Origin of the sequence: Shewanella aestuarii (assembly GCF_011765625.1) — a bacterium.
Taxonomy (GTDB): Bacteria; Pseudomonadota; Gammaproteobacteria; order Enterobacterales; family Shewanellaceae; genus Shewanella; species Shewanella aestuarii_A.
Genome location: NZ_CP050313.1, coordinates 583,050 through 601,257 on the forward strand (window position 1 = coordinate 583,050; position 18,208 = coordinate 601,257).

Annotated in this window: 17 protein-coding genes; 9 read left to right on the forward strand and 8 right to left on the reverse strand. The window is 37.2% G+C overall.

The genetic code is table 11. The features are described from left to right. Window positions 1–113 precede the first annotated feature (113 nt). Together HBH39_RS02750 and HBH39_RS02755 are read left to right on the forward strand one after the other, a co-directional pair. Window positions 114–758: a DUF998 domain-containing protein gene (locus HBH39_RS02750; RefSeq protein ID WP_167675404.1), complete on the forward strand. Its 645-nt coding sequence runs from the start codon at window positions 114–116 to the stop codon at window positions 756–758. Window positions 759–847: 89 nt separating this feature from the next. Then, window positions 848–1,525, forward strand: coding sequence for a pseudouridine synthase (locus HBH39_RS02755; protein ID WP_244325724.1), 678 nt, complete (start codon window positions 848–850; stop codon window positions 1,523–1,525). A gap of 18 nt (window positions 1,526–1,543) precedes the next feature. Here HBH39_RS02755 and HBH39_RS02760 read toward each other — a convergent pair whose 3' ends face one another. The 4 genes from HBH39_RS02760 to HBH39_RS02775 all read right to left on the reverse strand — a co-directional run bounded on the left by HBH39_RS02760 (window position 1,544) and on the right by HBH39_RS02775 (window position 6,350). Continuing rightward, window positions 1,544–3,700, reverse strand: coding sequence for a S46 family peptidase (locus HBH39_RS02760; RefSeq protein WP_167675408.1), 2,157 nt, complete (start codon window positions 3,698–3,700; stop codon window positions 1,544–1,546). A gap of 242 nt (window positions 3,701–3,942) precedes the next feature. Beyond that, on the reverse strand, window positions 3,943–5,145 hold the full coding sequence (locus tag HBH39_RS02765) for an aromatic amino acid transport family protein (protein WP_167675409.1): 1,203 nt from the start codon (window positions 5,143–5,145) through the stop codon (window positions 3,943–3,945). Between the two features lie 417 nt (window positions 5,146–5,562). After that, on the reverse strand, window positions 5,563–6,084 hold the full coding sequence (locus tag HBH39_RS02770; protein WP_167675411.1) for a lysozyme inhibitor LprI family protein: 522 nt from the start codon (window positions 6,082–6,084) through the stop codon (window positions 5,563–5,565). A gap of 74 nt (window positions 6,085–6,158) precedes the next feature. Beyond that, window positions 6,159–6,350, reverse strand: coding sequence for a cytoplasmic protein (locus HBH39_RS02775; protein ID WP_167675413.1), 192 nt, complete (start codon window positions 6,348–6,350; stop codon window positions 6,159–6,161). 169 nt (window positions 6,351–6,519) lie between these two features. On the opposite strand from HBH39_RS02775, the gene HBH39_RS02780 reads away from it, so the two are divergent. The 3 genes from HBH39_RS02780 to HBH39_RS02790 all read left to right on the forward strand — a co-directional run bounded on the left by HBH39_RS02780 (window position 6,520) and on the right by HBH39_RS02790 (window position 9,033). Then, the gene (locus HBH39_RS02780) at window positions 6,520–6,978 is read left to right on the forward strand and encodes a MarR family winged helix-turn-helix transcriptional regulator (RefSeq protein WP_167675415.1); all 459 of its coding nucleotides are present in this window, start codon (window positions 6,520–6,522) and stop codon (window positions 6,976–6,978) included. Continuing rightward, a complete protein-coding gene (rlmC, locus tag HBH39_RS02785) occupies window positions 6,968–8,104 on the forward strand; it encodes a 23S rRNA (uracil(747)-C(5))-methyltransferase RlmC (RefSeq protein ID WP_167675417.1) in 1,137 nt (378 codons plus the stop codon). Before HBH39_RS02780 ends, rlmC begins: the two co-directional genes overlap by 11 nt. A gap of 260 nt (window positions 8,105–8,364) precedes the next feature. Continuing rightward, on the forward strand, window positions 8,365–9,033 hold the full coding sequence (locus tag HBH39_RS02790) for a hypothetical protein (RefSeq protein WP_167675420.1): 669 nt from the start codon (window positions 8,365–8,367) through the stop codon (window positions 9,031–9,033). A gap of 310 nt (window positions 9,034–9,343) precedes the next feature. Here HBH39_RS02790 and HBH39_RS02795 read toward each other — a convergent pair whose 3' ends face one another. Then, on the reverse strand, window positions 9,344–9,769 hold the full coding sequence (locus HBH39_RS02795) for a hypothetical protein (RefSeq protein WP_167675422.1): 426 nt from the start codon (window positions 9,767–9,769) through the stop codon (window positions 9,344–9,346). A gap of 250 nt (window positions 9,770–10,019) precedes the next feature. Here HBH39_RS02795 and HBH39_RS19615 point away from each other — a divergent pair, with 250 nt between their 5' ends. After that, complete coding sequence (locus HBH39_RS19615; RefSeq protein ID WP_208764179.1) at window positions 10,020–10,331, forward strand: DNA cytosine methyltransferase; 312 nt, start codon at window positions 10,020–10,022, stop codon at window positions 10,329–10,331. Window positions 10,332–10,348: 17 nt separating this feature from the next. Continuing rightward, window positions 10,349–11,578 (forward strand): DNA cytosine methyltransferase, encoded by a 1,230-nt coding sequence (locus HBH39_RS02800; RefSeq protein ID WP_244325725.1) that lies wholly within the window; start codon window positions 10,349–10,351, stop codon window positions 11,576–11,578. 131 nt (window positions 11,579–11,709) lie between these two features. Here the strand turns inward: HBH39_RS02800 and HBH39_RS02805 are convergent, their stop codons facing one another. Then, window positions 11,710–12,687, reverse strand: coding sequence for a hypothetical protein (locus HBH39_RS02805; protein ID WP_167675424.1), 978 nt, complete (start codon window positions 12,685–12,687; stop codon window positions 11,710–11,712). A 543-nt stretch (window positions 12,688–13,230) separates the two neighbouring features. Between HBH39_RS02805 and HBH39_RS02810 the strand changes: the two genes are divergently transcribed. After that, on the forward strand, window positions 13,231–13,608 hold the full coding sequence (locus tag HBH39_RS02810; RefSeq protein ID WP_167675426.1) for a MazG nucleotide pyrophosphohydrolase domain-containing protein: 378 nt from the start codon (window positions 13,231–13,233) through the stop codon (window positions 13,606–13,608). 275 nt (window positions 13,609–13,883) lie between these two features. Here HBH39_RS02810 and HBH39_RS02815 read toward each other — a convergent pair whose 3' ends face one another. Both HBH39_RS02815 and HBH39_RS02820 read right to left on the reverse strand, forming a co-directional pair. Then, window positions 13,884–16,889, reverse strand: a complete 3,006-nt coding sequence (locus HBH39_RS02815) for a hypothetical protein (RefSeq protein ID WP_167675428.1) — start codon at window positions 16,887–16,889, stop codon at window positions 13,884–13,886. Then, the gene (locus HBH39_RS02820) at window positions 16,849–17,016 is read right to left on the reverse strand and encodes a hypothetical protein (protein WP_167675430.1); all 168 of its coding nucleotides are present in this window, start codon (window positions 17,014–17,016) and stop codon (window positions 16,849–16,851) included. Before HBH39_RS02820 ends, HBH39_RS02815 begins: the two co-directional genes overlap by 41 nt. A 354-nt stretch (window positions 17,017–17,370) precedes the next feature. Here HBH39_RS02820 and HBH39_RS02825 point away from each other — a divergent pair, with 354 nt between their 5' ends. Beyond that, window positions 17,371–18,192: a hypothetical protein gene (locus tag HBH39_RS02825; RefSeq protein ID WP_167675432.1), complete on the forward strand. Its 822-nt coding sequence runs from the start codon at window positions 17,371–17,373 to the stop codon at window positions 18,190–18,192. Window positions 18,193–18,208: the final 16 nt, after the last annotated feature.

An 18,208-nucleotide genomic window follows, 5' to 3' on the forward strand; every position in this document is an offset into this window, starting at 1 on the left:
TAGGGCTTTTACTTTTTAAAGGTTCGCAGTAAGCTTGTGTTACCGCTTACTTATCCTATTTTCATTTGACCACCTTACCTCGAAATTACGATCTACATTTAATCATAGTTTTCATGTCTATTGCTGCAGCCTGTATCGCCAGTGTCGGCGTGCTAAGCGCCTTAATTGCGCTGCTTGATCAATTGCAAGGTAGTTTTTTATCAATCAGGCCTGATACATTAGGTGATTATATGAACTCTCCTCTAGCCGTGGTCTTTAATTTATCATTGTTGGCAGCTGGGGCATGTTTTTTCTTTTGTGCAATGGCAATTTATTACACTTTTGAAGATCCTTTTAGTCGGGCAATCGCTTTAGTTGGCGCAATGGTTGGTTTTAGTATTGCGTTGTTGGGGATTTTTCCTATCAACTATTTAGACTGGCACCGAAAGGTATCGACTATATATCTACTCTGTTCCGCTCTATTACATTTTTTGTCTATTTTGAATTATTTTAGGCCTAAAAATACGATGACCCGAGCCGAATTTGGCTTGTCTTTGTTGTCGCTAATCATGTCGTTGAGTTTGATATTTATGTTAGATTGGCGAGTACTTGATTTTCCGCCCTGTAATGAGTCGTTTGACCATTTTTGCTGGGTAGCAACCTGTATGTGGGGGCTGACTCAGGCCAATATATTATGGTGTGTTTGCTTAGGTTTTGGCATGCGTAGATATATTGTATTACAGCAGAAAGATGCTCGGCAGTTAACGCCAGCTTACTAGCAACCTCAGTTGATTCATTAATGATTAAATACCGTTTAGCGCATTACCTTGCTCAGTGCGATGTCGCATCAAGGAGGCAGTGTGCCAGAATGATCCAAGCGCAACGAGTTTGTATTAATGGCGTATTAGCCCGTCATAATGATCACGTGTTTGTTGCTAATGAACATCAACAAGCTGTTGATCATTTGGGGCACCTATTAAGCATAACTGTGGATGGACAAGCGCTATTACCCGTCAGTCAAAAAGTCTATTGGCTGTATCACAAGCCTGTTGGTATTGATTGTCGTTTGTTGCCTGATGACCCAAGTAGCTTGCTGCATCAGTTGCCTGTAAGCCCTCGCGTTTATCCTGCTGGGCGGTTAGACAAGGATTCGCGCGGTTTATTGTTGTTAACCAATGATGGCGATCTAACTCAGCGTTTAATGCATCCTGATTTTCAACATACTAAAACCTATTTGGTGACGGTAAATAAACCGTTCGATAGCCAATTTATCCTGCAAATGGCCGCTGGCGTGAGCTATCAAGTTGCCAATAAATCGATCACCACTTTACCTTGTAAGGCGCTACAAGTTGCTGAAAATAAATTTGAAATTGTGCTAACTCAAGGGCTTAATCGTCAGATTAGGCGTATGTGTCTTGCTTTAGGGTTCCGAGTAACAGATTTATTTCGTGTTGCGATTGCCGGAGTCGAGTTAGGCTTGCTTGAGCAAACAAAACGGCGACCTGTTACGGCCGCCGAATTAGCAATGTTAAACCAGTTTAATTAGCGTTAGCTTGAATGGGTGTTATTTAACGATTTCCATTTCTGCTAGTAGGTTGTCAGCATGGTCTAAATGCTCCATTACCCACAGCATATAACGGCTATCAACTTGAATTGAGCGGTTAGAGTTGTCATCGTAACCCCAGTCACCAATGATGCTTTCATACACACCATCAAATAATAAACCAACTAATTCCGCACGGCCATTTAAGGTCGGTGAACCTGAATTACCCCCAGTGGTATCAAGGGTTGATAAGAAGTTTACTGGAACAGAATCAATGGCTTTGACATAGTAATCGCCATATTGTTTCTGCTTGATAAGTTCCAATTGTTTTGCTGGTGCATCAAAAGGATCGACGCCGGTGTCTTTCGCTAAAATGCCTTCTAAACGGGTAAATGGCACGGCCACTAAACCATCTTGTGGTGAGTAACCCTTTACGTTACCAAAGGTGACGCGAAGGCTTGAGTTTGCATCGGCATAAACCGGTTTACCTTGCTCATGATTAAAGGCAATGATGGCATCCATAAACTGTGGGCGCACTTTCATTAAGTCACCAGCAAGCTGTTTTTTCTCTTGCTCTAGTTTCATGCTTTCATCATAAGTATTGACTGCAAACTGAATAAATGGGTCGTTTGATTTTTTAAAATCAGCAACTGACTTTTCCATCCATGCAAGGCGAGTCGCTTGATCGCCTAGCTGGGTTTTTGCATACATTTTGTCTAAGGTTTTACTCAGCTTTTTAGCATCAAATTTATTACCAATCGCAAAAGCTTTATCTAATGCAGGTAAGCGCTGGTCTTTTGGTAATTGTGCGTAACGACTTAGCATATCTAACAATAATGCTTTATCCACACTTGGTGCATAACGACGATCGATGCGCTCCATGCTTGATTTAAAGCGGGTCATATCACGATCTTGATACCCCGGCTCACGTTGCATATCTGGCAGGGTTTTCTCATTAGCTAAGCGATATAAGTCACTGGCAGTGGTGACCATAGTGGTATAACCTATATAGCCTAATAGAATGTCGCGAGCTTGATGTTGCTGACTTTTTGCAACTAACGCATCAAGAGCAGCTATGGTTTCACCATATTGTGCTTGGCGCTGCTTATCGGCATTGATCCAATTTGCGAGATCGCTTTCAACTTTTTTGCGATCGTTAAGCATGGTTGATTTACCATAAAACTCGATCATAGAGGTAAAGTTTTTAGCGTAGTTAGCCAGTCCAGCAATTAAGCTTTCATATTTTATACGTTCATCACTGCCTTCTTTGGCGGTTTGCTTGATGATTTCAATCATCCGTTCACGCAGCATTTTGCCTTCAGGGTAGGCGTTTTCAAATTGATTTGCGACTTCGTTTGCGGTGCGATAACGGTTAGTGCGCCCTGGGTAGCCGGCAACCATCACAAAATCACCGTCGCTTACACCTTTAGCTGATACTTTTAAAAAGCTTTTTGGCTCGTAAGGGATGTTGTCTTCATGGAAGTCTGCAGGCTTGCCATCTTTACCGACATACGCTCGGTAGAAAGAGAAGTCACCAGTGTGACGAGGCCACATCCAGTTATCAATATCGCCACCGTATTTGCCGACACTGCCTGCTGGGTTGTAAGTTAAGCGGACATCGCGAATTTCTAATTGCTTAACTAAATAATATTCTAAGCCGCCGTGAAAGCTGTATACCTGACAGCGATAACCATCTTCTTTTTCACACTCTGCGACTAGGGCTTTTTCTTGTTGCTCAATACCTTTGTAGAAATCATGACCGGTTTTGGCCATTTGATCTTGCTTGATTTGCGCTGTGACGTCAGTAACGGCTTCGGTGACATATACCCGAGAGCCTGGTGTTGCTGGTAATTCATCTTGGTAGGTTTTAGCTAAAAAACCTTCCTTAAGGAGGTTTTTTTCTGCGGTTGAGTTGTATTGAATTGAGCCATAAGCACAATGATGATTAGTTACCACAAGCCCTTTAGGTGATACAAATGAAGCAGTACATCCGCCGAGACTTATCACGGCATTCATTGGAAACTCAGTCAGTTTAGAAATGGACTTAGCATCAATCTCTAAGCCTTTTTGCTTTAGCATATCAGCCATAGCAGGAAGTTGATGCGGCTGCCACATACCTTCATCGGCTTGAGCTGCAAAACTTGCTGCAATTGCAGCGGTTAATAACCATGTTTTCATTGTGTTAAGTCCATTTTTAGCAAAGAGGTTGGTGGGCGTAATAACAATACGTTCTGTTTTATGCCACTCAATATATGATGTTATTATCAGTTTTATTGCCATCATCTGCACTGTGACGCAGAGAGGCCGTAAGCACTAACAAAAAAGTCAGGCCTAGGCCTGACTTTAGCAAAACTTTTAATATCTTAATAGCGCTAGAAAAAAACGCTTACAAACTCAGTTTTTCGCGATAGCTAAGTCGATTAACTTAACGCAACAATGAGTTGAGCGATAACCATAATAGCACCACAAATCCCTGCGGCTATCAAAGCGGGCGTGCCGCCTGAAACTTGGTATCCACCTAAGTTTTGTGGCCGCAGCTTAAAGGCCATGGCTATCGGTAAAAAGATAATCATTACCACTAATGGAATAGCGGCAAAACCAAGCACTTGGAAAAATCCATCTGGGTAAAATAGCGCACATAATAGTGGCGGAATAAACGTGATTAACCAGGTTTTAGTGCGGCCGATTTTGTCATTGTTAGCACGAGTTAATTCAGCAACATAATCAAATAAGCTCATGGTTACGCCTAAAAACGATGTGATCAGAGCTAAGTTAGCAAATAAGTCGATAAACTGACTGACAATATTTGATTGCGCTACGCCTTGTAAGGCGCTAACCAGCATAGGTAGCGAGCCTTCAAAGTTGTGAACAGTTTCTCCGCCCAATGTACCTAGAGTGACTAAAATCCACAAAATATAGCAGACCAATGGAATGGTTGAGCCAATCAGTAATACCTTACGTAATGACATGGCATTACCATCTAGGTAGCGAACTATGGTTGCAATGCAAACGTGAAAACCAAAAGAGGTGAATACCACTGGGATGGCTGCCAACCATAAGTTAGTTAACTCAGATCCTTCTGCGACTTGACTGACGGTGTTACTGAGTGTGACAGCTAAATTCACTTCCGGTAGCAAAAAGGCAACCACTAATACTAGTAACACTACCATTGCAGAGAAAAGCAATCGTGAAATTTTATCAATCCAAGTTACACCCACCGCAATAATGCCGCCAAAAATGACCGTAAATATCAGTACTGCAGCTTGATTACTTAAATCGATGCCTAAAGGAGCTAAACGGTTTTCAAGTAGCGATGAACCGCCCATTAAATACACCATGGTGAGCGCAAACAATAAGCTTAAAAATGAAGCGCCTTGGATCAGTTGACCGGTTTTTCCTAATGTTTTACCTGTAATGGCATGGACATTGTCACCGACGCCTGTGCGTAAGTTGATTTCCAGCATGAGTAAAGAGGTGTATGCGGAGATCCCCCAAATGACCACCAATAAAATCAGTGCAGGAATCATTCCTAGCGCAGCGGTTGCCAGCGGAAGTGCCAGCATGCCTCCACCAATTGCCGTTCCGGCAACGATGGAAATAGATCCAATAGTTTTAAAATTCACAACATGTCCCAAGCTTTATTGTTTTAATTGCCAAAGACAGTAGCAGAAGCGCAATCATCCAAGCAAGAAACTTAGTCTTTTAAGGGCTTTTAGCGCTGTTTATAAACAATTACATAACATGTCATACATGATTATTGAACGGCTTATTTGCAATAGTGTAATGATACGTTGTTACAACGAATTTTGCAGTCTATCATTGTTGCGTTTTGTTGTTGAGATTGAATGATTAAGAGGGGGCGTCACCTAACGCTATGTTAATCGCTGTTATGCCATTGGTTATTGCGGAACTTAAGCTGCATAGTTTAGGTGTATATGTTACTTAGTATCAGGATGTCGTTTTAGTAATTCACATTCCATTGATGCTTGACCAAATACTTCAAGCATCGCCTGTTGTTGGTGCGTCCATAAGCTGATGTTTTATGCTTGATACTTAGCGCCTGAAGCCGATGGTACTATTAAACCTAAATGTGGTTGAGTTGGTGTTAATTGTGGCCCACTAACAGTAAATACGACAGCTGCAATGGCGGTGTTGTTATAAAAGTAAGCTGTTATAAGGCGTTGATCTGCACACTGATAAAGGGTTTTCGCAGGAACCTCAACGCTCGCTGAAGCAATTTGTAGCTCTGTTAGCCTTATTTGATATTCATATTGTATGCATTGGTTTTTATCATTAGCTTTCCAGCAGTCATTTCGACCTTTTATCCAGCCGCGTTGCTTCGCTTTGAATACTTTTGCATCTTGTTCATCAAGGAGAGACAAGACTTGTCGATATAAAGGCAATAATTGCTGATCTAACTGACTTAGCTCATCAGATTGACAAATTAACTGCTCGACTTCTCCTTGTGCCTTGGCACAATCAAATGTTGGTGAAGCGGCGAAAAGGTATGGTGACAGGCTTAGCGTCACTATGGTTAAGCTTGGAGAGAGCAGTGGCTTCATTTTATGTCCCATTACCAAGTTCGTCTATGAGGCTAGTAAGCCCCAGCTAAGCCTTCATTTTCATCGTGGAGCAGTTAAGCTTTAGTGTTGATGTTATGACCAGTATTACCAATTGGTTGTGCTGGTGGGGTGGCAGCTTCGATAAGTTGTAATGCCATTTGACCCTCAACTTTTTGCTGATTTTTTGCCATTACAGCAACTTTTAAACTACTTGCTGAATCAATCGAGGTTGGCATATTGCTTGGGGCATTAACTGAAATTGACATAATTTTCTCTCTATTTGGTGGACTGCATAAAAGCTTTCATTGTCTTATCGGCTAATAATCTGAATTCTAAAGTTAGTTGGTGTTTCAATGTGTATCAAATAAAATAGCAAAGATTGTGCGCAATTAAACTATGATATATTCGATTTAATATCGTTAAGTGAGATTTTACATGCCAACTCGTGATCCATTAGCGCTTGAAAATCAAGTGTGTTTTTCTTTATATAGTGTAACAAATGCGATGATCCGTGCTTATCGCCCTTTGTTAGATGAGCTTTGTTTAACCTATCCACAATATTTAGCCATGTTGGTGTTATGGGCGGAATCTGGCATCAGTGTGAAAACCCTAGGTGAAAAACTGCATTTAGACTCAGGTACATTAACCCCGTTATTAAAACGCCTCGAAGCAAAACAACTTGTTATTCGTGGCCGCAGTGACATTGATGAGCGTGTGCGTGTACTGCATTTAACCGAGCAAGGGAAAGCCTTAAGACAGCAGGCGCAGGCAATTCCAGAGATGATGCGTTGTAAAGTCGGTGGTGAACTGGAGCAACTGCAACAATTAAAGGTGCTATGTGATAACGCTTTAAAAGTATTGAACTCGGATAAGGCATCAAGCTGTGAAATGTAATTTTTTTGAAGGTGGTCAATGCCGTTCTTGCCAAGATATTCAAACACCTATGGCAACACAGCTGGCGAAAAAAATGGCAAAGTTGCAGGATTACTTTGCACCGCTAACGGTTAAACAGTGGTTACCTGCAATAGCCAGTGAGGAAAACGGTTTTAGAAATAAAGCCAAAATGGTGGTGTTAGGTGCGGCTCACCAACCTATTTTAGGTATAGTTTCGCCACAGGGAGATGCAGTTAGTTTATGTGATTGCCCTTTGTATCCATCGGATATGCAGGCTTTATTACATCGATTACAGCTGTTTGTTCAGCAAGCTGGCATTCCACCTTATCGGGTTGATAAGCAAAAAGGTGAGCTTAAATTTATTTTACTTACTCGCAGCTATGCCGCCGGTGAGTTTATGTTGCGTTTTGTGTTAAAAAGCGAACAAGCCATCGACCGAATCAAGCGTGAGCTTCCTAAGTTGCAGGCTGAATTTCCGAAAATTAGCCTAGTGTCGGTAAATATCCAACCGGTACATATGGCGATTTTAGAAGGTGAGCAAGAAATCTTTCTAACCGAGCAAACTCGCCTTGAAGATAAATTGAATGATGTGCCGTTATATATAAGGCCAAAAAGCTTTTTTCAAACAAACCCTAAAGTGGCGGCAAATCTTTATCAAACCGCAAGAGAATGGGTTGCTGAATTTAAGCCAAACCATATTTGGGATTTATTTTGTGGTGTGGGTGGTTTTGGGCTGCATTGTGCTAATGAGTCAATCAAATTGACAGGTATTGAAATTGAAGCTGAAGCCATTGAATGCGCCAAGATGTCGGCTGATAAAATGGGCTTAACTAAGGTTAGCTTTAGCGCTTTAGATTCATCAAGTTTTGCTAAAAACGATCAAGATCCAAATAAACCTGATTTAATCATTGTTAATCCGCCACGCCGTGGGATTGGGCAGTCACTTTGTCAGTCACTAAGTGAGTTTGCACCAAAAGCGATTATTTATTCGAGCTGTAATCCTGTGTCGTTAGTCAAAGATTTACAAATGATCCAAGGCTATCACATTACCAAAGCGCAGTTGTTTGATATGTTTCCGCACACGGATCACTATGAAGTGCTAGTGATGTTAGAAAGAATGAAGTAAGTGCACATAGCATTACCAGATGTGGTGTCATTCTTTGGTCATAATTGTGTCATAAATTATCCAAGATTTAATAATATGGAAGTTCTTTATGTGGCAGATATTTAGTCGATTTTTAGTCCTAGGTTTAATTAGCTTTGGCGGCCCTAGGGTAAAATGATCAAACCCCTACGTCAGAAATCGCAATAGGTTATCGCATAAATACAGTTTTTTGATGTTTATATGTGTAGTTGAGTTGGGCGTGCGATTAGTTGGATATTACTATGAGTAAAGCTAAAGTCTCAAACAAGGTTGATCCTCTTAAAGAGGCCCTACAATATTTTGCTTTATGGTATGGCTTCCTAAAGCTCAACAAGGACTATCAAAACTACTGTTATGAAAAGAAGGCTAACAGGGACTATGAGGTCATCGATAACTTAGAAGCGGTATATGTATTGTGGGGGGATATATTTGATGATTGCAGTAACTTTAAGAAATGGCGTTTTAGAAATCAGCAGGCAATAGTAACATTTTCGAAAATTAAAGAATCCAGTGGTGGTATAAAGCTAGCTAAAGATTATGAAAAAATAGGCTGCATTGATGTTCAGAATATCTATGAAGTTTACTCTAGATATCGACCTTACAATAAAAAATGGAATTCACGAATAAGTAGCAGTATTCAGAAAAAGCTTTTGGTAGCTTCACTGGATGAATTTAAGCGTCTTAATGAAGATAAAGTTGATGCTTCTCATGATATCAAAGAGTTACTAGAGGAATGGATGATTAGTGCATACAGTAAGGAATTTTGCTGGTTTGGACATATGTACGGTCAAGATTTAAGTCTTATTGAGCCCGACTTCGACTTTGATGAAAGAAGCTTGAGAAGAATAAGAGCCGAGATTAACAACATAATAGCTAACACATCTTACAATGAATTCCCTAAGATTAAATAATACACTTTAACTCTAATAAATTAGGTATCATGAAGAGCCTATAACGCTCGCGAACGGGTATTTGCTTTACATGTCGAGTGAGACATTTTAATAGGCAATGCGACATAAATAGGCTTTTATTATGCTGATTATGGCCTGCTATGTCGCCTGATAATTATATATTTTTAAGGCAAATCTTTTTTAATGCCAGTTCTACATACGCTGCAAATTGTTGGGTTTGAGCAGCGTACACACTCAACAGTATAACATCGCTGACATCTTCGAATTACAGCCCAACCTTTACAAGCTGGACAACGACCTAATCTAGCCATTATTTTGCTCCTACTCGTCTAATTGCAGCTAATTGTGTATCGAGCTCACCTGCTTTTACTGCGTCAATTACAACGTCTAAGACTTCGTTTAAGCGACTCTCATCACCGACTGCTATTGCGTGCTTATTTTTGGCTAATTCTAGTGGTTTTGCGCCATAACGGACTTCTAAAAAGTATTGATCTTGTATTTTGTAAAACCAAGGCTTAACTCTGCGTGGTACTTTTTCTTTGATTGATTGACCAGTTAGCTCATCAAGCTTGCTTACTTCTCGAAATGCACTGAACACTTCATTGTTGAGTAAGCATCGGATGATTTCTTTTTGAGTAGTAAGTCTTTCGAGTAGTTTGTTTCTTCGCTGGGTTAGCTTGTCTGTTGGTTGTTGTGGCTTAGCAGTTAGCTCTAGCTTGCTTAAAAGTGAAGTCATTTATTGTCCCTCTGGTTAACTTTTAACCACAAGTTATAGCCAGATGGGTAGGAGAGCAACCTAAGGTGTATATGATTGTGGTAGTAATAATGACAATTTTGAACTAGTCGATTTATGCTCTTTATATAATTGAATTAAGCTACTTGATAAGCTTAGTTTTATCTGTTTTTTAGCTAAATCTTAGATTCTTTTGTACACAAAACCACTGTATTTTTATACAATAGTTAAAATTTAATTTTGAGATGTTTTGATGAACCACATAGAATTATTTGCTGGCTGTGGTGGCCTATCGCTTGGGCTGGACTCCGCAGGTTTTGAGCTTTTACTTGCCAATGAAATTTCTCCAATGGCTGCAGAGACTTTTGCTTATAATTTCTTCAAAGAAAATCTTTTAGATAAAGCAGAAAATCAAGAAAAGCCAAAAAATGCTCTATGGATAAGTAGTCAATACGAAGATCTCAAATCTAGATTGAGAGAGAATCCGTTTGAATACCCAGATTTGGGAATAGGTATTAATGATTTCGAAAGCTCCCCCCTGAACAACTCAAAGGTAAGATTTTAGTTGGCGATATTAGACACTTGAATCAATTGTTAGATGAAAATAAAGAGCTGAAATTGTCAATTTCACGTGCTTTTAATGAAACATCGTTTGGGGTTGACTTAGTATCAGGCGGTCCTCCATGTCAGAGTTTTAGTATGGCAGGTATGCGTAAAAAAGATTGTGATAAGAACAGTTTACCGTGGGAGTTTGCTAGATTTGTAAAACATGTAAAACCTAAAATTGCATTACTAGAAAATGTTACAGGTATTCTTCGACCTTTTTCTGAAGATGATGGAAAGAAATATTATGCTTGGTTTGAAGTTGCGAAAGTCTTTGCCAGTCTAAATTATGTTCCTCTTTGTTTACACATCAATGCAAAGTATGCAGGGGTTGCCCAAAACAGACCTCGATTTATCATGATATCGATTCGTAAAGATTACCTAAATCAAATTATTCCCAGTTTTACTCCTAAGGAGCAGAGTTTGTTTGCATCGGGTTTTGAGCTTTCTGATGCAATCCTAAAAGGTGAAGAGCCTGAGTTTGGTTTGTTAAAGTGTTTTGATGTAGATAAACAAGAAACTCTATATCATGATACATTTTTGCAAAGCCTAATCCAATTCAAAGGTAATGAGTTTAGTGTTAAACAAGCTATAGATGACTTATGTACAAATAATGCAAAATCATATTATGTAAATTTATTAAATGATCTTCTTGGTGAGAATGTGAACACTATTGAGAATTTCTCTCCAAAATTAAATTCAGAATCAGTGCAACGTAGATTTAGAATTTATCAAGTTTTAACCATTGTATCTAAAGCGACAGAGAAAGAAGTTAAAGAAGTTCTAAAAGGTAAAAAGGTTGAACTTACTTATTTAGCTACTCAGGAGTTACTAAATCATAAATTTCTATTTGAAAATGAAAATGAGCTTAGGTTCGCTATTAATAGTAATCAAATACTAGAATTATTGTTAACACACAAAACAAAGAAACAAACTCAAAAAGCATTGAACCCTAATACCCCAGCACCAGCTGCCTTAAGCATACCTGACGATGCATGTCATTACGATCCATTACGAACACTTACTGTTAGAGAAATGGCCAGAGTACAATCATTTCCAGACTCGTTTGTATTTCGTTCAAAGCTTTCAACAGGAGGACTAAGTCGTCGGTTTGAGGTTCCTCAATATACTCAAGTCGGCAATGCTGTTCCGCCACTTTTAGGGCGAACATTAGGCTATATTATAAAAGATTTGCTTAATCGAAATTAAAAATAAAATATATGATATTTATATATAATAAAAATAAACCCCGCTTTTTAGCAGGGTTTATTTTTATAAATAGAGACTAATTTTTTGGTGGGGAAGCCTTTTCTTACGTTGACTCGGTTTCCTGTTAATTTTTACAACCTAGATACTTGTTCTATAAAGTCTTCGAATGTTATGCTTTTCTCATCAAGCCATTTTAATCGAGTTTCACCAAACAAAATTTTATTTCGATCTTGCTTTGATTTATTCTTTTCTGCCTCTAGTCGTTTAAGTGATGTATTTATTGCACGTATTCTCTCTTTTTCTGTAACCACATAAAGTATATCCTCTTTAACATATTTCGCTATGATTTCATCACCAATATCATCAGTAGTTTTTGATGATGCACTACAACCGTTAAAGGATACAAAGTAGTTGCGTTGGCCGGGTACTAACTCACTAGTTGTTAGGCGGGTGCGATCATTGGAACTGATTTGTACAGCTATGTATGCCTTTACCTCTTCTGGTTTTGTTGCTTTTGGGATAACAATATCTGTATCAGAACCTTCAGAAGTAAATTGTGTACAATAATCTATATTTTTTTTCATACCTCGAGACTGAAGTAATGCTTCTAAAACCAATTCTCCACCACTACCAGCAAAAGATTTTCGGGCTTGGCTTAAACTACCCTCAGCATATACACCTAAGATTAAAATAATGCGATGTTTTCGAATTTCATCACCATTTTCTAAAATATCACAAACTTTATTATAAAGTTCTAAAGCAGAATCTTTTAATGGAAAACCTGAGTCATGCTTCCACGCTGCAAAGTTATCTACAACTCCATATAGCCTTGCATTCAAATGTTGTAATGCCAATTCATAAACGTCTTGTAATGCATCTTCTACGAACTCACTAGCAACTTGGGCTGCTCTTTCTTGAACATAACTTTTCAATAATAAATCACGTTCTACATTGAAAGAGCCACCAGACCCAGTTTCTTGTTTTTTCCGCCAAGCCATATAACCATTACCATAGAAGATTTTCTTAAAATCATTTTTTAATGCAATATCTTCTTTTGAGTTTATTCTGTTGCCATTGCTTATTTGTTCTAACAATTCAGATGTCTTCATTATAATCCTTTATATTTAATTTTTTTTGAGATTACCCTGTTTTAGTCATTGCGTCCAGATGTCCTACTTTTAAGCGTATGTTCTATGGAGTGCTTTTATCAGCAATTTCAAAAAACATGTTATGTATGAATGGTATGAATGGTATGAATGGTATGAATTGTATGAATGTGCATTATTTTCGCTTACTTTACGCTGTAAATTGAAACAAATTGAGCTTAACTCCTTTCATTTTCTAAGATTTATGGAGCTAAGTACATAAAACACTCCGATAGTCGGTGGTAAAATTGGGAGAGTTAATCATTGTTAAGTGTTATTGATTGTCAGTCTGAGTAGGATGCATGAGCAAGTAGAGGCATTGTTCAAGGCTTGTTTCAATTGTGTGGTAACACTGATTTTTTAAGCTACTAATCAAATCTTCCACTTTAATTTAGATATATATGTAATAATTATCTTTAGCCTCACTCAATAGTTTGTAAAAAGGGATTATGGCATGATTCCCAATCAATAAAAAAGTAGCCCTTGTATGTTAATTAGAGATATATAATGAATGAATTTGTTCAACTGCTTAATTTAGCTGGTAAAAAAATAGAAATCGATCAAAATGGAACTTGGTCAAAAGGTAGTATCACATATTATCAAGCGATATTTGATGAGCTTAAAGAAGTAAAAAATGAGATCGATATGAACCGTAAATGTTACCTTGAAGATGAATTAGGTGACATATTATGGGTTTATATGTGCTTACTTAAAAATCTAGAAACGGAAATGTCAATTTCTGTGGAATGTGTTTTTGAGCGAGCGTTGAAAAAATACAAAGAGCGTTTAGATGGGATCAATGCAGGTGTAACGTGGAGTGAAATAAAAGAGCTTCAAAAGGAAGCATTATTAAAAGAATACCTTCTTGAAATAAGTAGTGGATAGTGAAATATAAGCTTACATTCAGTACGAGACTGTAACTTTTTCAGTCACTTATCTTACTTGCTCTTTAGGTTTTGGTGCTAGCTAGTATTCTCTGATTTTTTTATTGGGGGGTGAGGCCCCCAATTCATCAGCAAATGCAATTTTTGGACATCTAAATGATTTTATTAAACGATTTTAATTAACTTGAAATGTGCATGACAAAAGAGCTACATGTGTAGTGGAAAATAAATGTATTGCTTATATAGTAAAGTGGTACGGCTATTAAGCTGCAATCTTTAGTAAAAACACCTGTCTTTAGGCTTGTTATCAACTCGTGATTTTTTGCATGTAACAATACTGCTAAATAACTCAATGGCTAAAGTATTAGCTTTTATTTTACTCTGATGGGTTTGATTCCAGTTATCAACAACAGGTTTAATAAATAATTCTCGAATGAAAGATCGAGTGACACACATTTGCTGTAAGCCATTTTGTGTTTTGTATTCATCCATTTTTGCTTGAATGAGTTCTAGTAAAATATTGGAGTCCTTTCCCTTTTTAGGGGCTTCATCGAAAGTAAGTTGTTTAACAGTAATAATATCACTTTTTATCTTTCCTGATAGGCCTGCTGGTATAACAACAATATGTTCAGAGTTATAACAACCACGATAGCCAGTATTTCTTCCTATACTCTGATTATATCTGTTTGACACTAATGTACTCACAGCTTCCTCTTCATCTCCGGCCTTTTTATTAGAATCATTTATCCCAATTGCTAATAAGTAACTTTGAATTTCTGCAGGGTGGGGGTAACTTATAATACTGACGAAATTCATGCATTTTTTGTCATTATGCCCCTTTACTCCTTCGTGAGTGTAAGTCGTTATATTTTTAGCATTCAAAATGTTCTTTTCCCGTTCACTTAATCCGTTAACAATTAGAGAATAGGTAGGCCATTTTCCTTTGACTTCCACAATCGTTCTCAATAAAGCTGAGGAATTATTTTTGATTTTGCTCGATGTGGATGATGTATAGGTGAGTATTAAATTATCATCAAAAAGTGGTGTAAATCGGTCAATAAAGTGATGATTAATACCTCTAGCGTTTAATGCTTTATCAATACCTCTTTCTGCGCTGAGTAGTATTAAAAAAACGCCATTTCTTTCATATAGAAAATTCATCAGCTCTACTTGTTCAGGATCTGCTTTGATAGGGTTGTTAAAGCCAACAATTTTGCCATTATTTATATGTTCATATGTCGTAACAATACCAGATTGAGGATTTACTTTTACAGCATCCATTTCATCCATAAAAACTATAACAGGTCTGCCCAAATTAAGCTGAATATTGACTCTGTACTTAAAGGCTTCTAGAGTCTTTTTTGCTTTGGCAAGAGTTAACATCTGATGTCGCATATCAGTATCTCTTTGCAAACCTAACTCATAAAATAGCTTGTTTTTTACTCTAGTTTTTCGTTTGTTTTGCTCTACTGCATCTTCGTATCTACTTTGCTGTGTTTGTTGATTTCTGTCTTTGAACCAATGATGTAAGCTATCAAATAAATCAAGATCATCTTGTTGATAGTGGTGGTTTACATCAATATTATAATTTTCCTTATCAATATCGAGGTGACCATATTCTATTTTCAAAAGTGACCAAAGCATATTAGTCAATCCTTCAATTTGTATGCAGTCATGGTTAAACTGCTCTACATAATCATTGATATTTTTGTTGGTATTAGTGATGAAAACAGATGAGTAAATTGATTTTTCTGAAATAACCTTAGCAGCAAAGCTTTTTGCATTCCCAGCGTTCCCTCCTAAATATGCAACTTTTGGAATAGAACTATCTATTTCTTGAGCATAAATCATAGGTTCAAAATATTTATCTATGTAGTCTAAAAGTTGTAGCGAATTTTGCAGAACTCTAAATTTCACATCTTTCTTTTTATTATTAGCAACTAAGATGTCAGCAATGGATACTATTCCATTGTATGAATGAAAAAAGTTAAACCACTCGCCATCTATCAAAACAGCCTGCTTCCAATAGCAAATTAATCCAAAATTTCGACCTTGTTTTTTCAGATATTTTTTTAGCTGAGGTAAGCCTTCTTTGATTTGTTTACGATTGATAATTTTGGGAAACTCACCAAAGCAAAAGAACCCTCCAGTCTTAAATGAAAAGAGCATGAAACCATACTTAGCATATGGGGCTAGTATGATTTTACATTTGCAGGTTTCGCCTGTGATTGGATCGGCACAATATTTTGATTTGAGTTTGTTTAAGTTGTCAGCAATGTAAGCAGCAGACATGAGAGTGCCTTGGCAAATTATATTTGAGTCATCAGGTAGTAATTCATACTGGTATTCTTGCTCTGATTTAGCTTTCGCTTTTATTTTGATTTCTTCTAAGGTCAATGATTCTTTGTTTTGTGCGACGCGCTCACTGAGCCACTTAGAGCAATTGATATAGACGGTATGCTTAATGTTTTCAGATTGTCTTTGTTTGGTAAATAAATGGTGGGCTTCTTCAGAAGAATTGTTAACAGGTATTTCATCAATTATTTCACCTTGACGGTAGACATAATTTGGTTTTTGTTCTGTAAGAAAACCTGATTGGTCGTCAATTTTTCCAATGTAATCTAAGCGTTCAGGTGAAAACACAGAGCAGTCTATAATACATCGCTCATAAATGGCGCCACTCTGTGATACGAATGCATACCCGTAACCTTTACACCAAGCTGTATCACTTAAGTACTGCTTTAGTTGTGTTATTAATGAGCCCTTTATTCGGTAGTAAATGTGCCATTTTTGACCAGACATACTGTTAAGTAATTTGCCAGTTCGTGAATCAATAAGTCCGTTACTGCTTGATGGAATTGCTAGAACTTCTTTACCCTGTAATACAGGGAATATTTGGGTTAAATCATCTAATAATCTGTTAATATTGACAAAAGTGTAGCCTGTTTTTTGTAAATCATCAATATCAAGTAAAGCTAATGTTTCTTCAGCATATTCAAAGTTCTTTTTTGCTCTTGCAATTTGTTTGAGAGCGATATTCTCTTTATTTAGCGTTGTGATTGAAAAGGGTTTGGTTCTGCACCTTAATTGCTCATTTGGTATGCCATGAACTAGAGCAATGTCCTTATTTGTGAATTTAATTAAATCTTCCAGAGATTTAAGTTTGACTACTTGACCTATGCCACTTGAAAGCGGCTTTCCATTTGAATCAATTCTATTTTGATTGTTTAGTGAATATTTTTTACATGCTTGATTGCTTTGTATTGTGGTTAGCTTGATCATCCTTGACCTCATTAGTTGGGTTGTATTGTCTTATAAATAATTTAATTGCGGCTTGGTAGCTTTTTTCTGGATACTCACGTTTGAGTATAGCTAGTACATCTTGAGGAAGCTCAGTAACAAATTTCATTTTCCCCCCTTTTGGGATTTAATTTGTTACTTGTATTTATCTAGTTAAAAATTTTTGTTATGTTTTTTTGGATATACCTTAATGGCATTAATAAAAAGGAAATTATCCGGTTGTTTTTATGTGTAATTTTCTTGTTTATTTTTTCGTTAGTAAATTTATCGCCTTAGAAGCGTAAGTAACCATGATTATGATATAGTAAGGTTTTGTTAATCCTGTAAAAACTTTATAAATCTATAAATCAGTTAATTGGCGCGCAATCGAACCTCTTTTACATGCTCAACTTAACTAAGTGAAGTTGCGAAATGCAGGTTTATCCATTTTTGATGACTCAATAACACATGAAAAGTAAATTATATGAGAAGTGAATTCAAAACGAGACTTAAGTGGGCTGAGCTTTGGTTTAGAGCCTTAGGTTATAACGAAGATTATTGGTATTACTGTTGTGATATGCGTAGGTTCTCAATTAGTGAAGAGTATGAATGCCAAGATAATTATCTACATCTGAAACAGGTTTATGATTTTTTTGGTGATATATTTGTTAATGTTCCTGAAGATGATTTGTATACAGATGCTTTAACCGAAGGGATGCTAAAAAACTGGCATAGTGCTTTTCACATATGGCTCCACGATAATGTGCATAAAGTTATACCACTTGAAATTAAAGATTGTGTAATTATTGATGACGATATTTTAAGTGATAATCAACCAGTCCTAAAACTTTTTCAGGTTGGAAGTTGGGATAGTAATAATAAACAAAAAGCTGTCGAAAAGCAGCTTGACGTTTTTCATATGTGGTATATCGAACGTTTGCAGAGTAAAGATATTTTAATCAAAGGTATGACATCAGGAAAGGAGTGTTGGGAAGATGACTTTGATAAATATCTTAAGCATATTTGTATTAAACGGGAAAATGATTATAGAGTTAGATTAAAAAAAATTACAGATAGAATTAGAAAGTTGAGGGCTTCATCTAAGTCGCAAAATCGTCTGATGACGTCTAAACAGCGAAAGTATTTTTCTAACTTATTAAGAGCACATCGTAAAAAAGGTAAGTATAGATTTGAAGATGTGCGTGGTATTTGGGATTCACAATTTAAGGGTAAACAACACCTTTACTACTCTGTAGTCAACTCTGCTATCACTTCAAATTTCCCTTCAACTGCAATTGATTTGTAAAAAATAAAAGACTCCC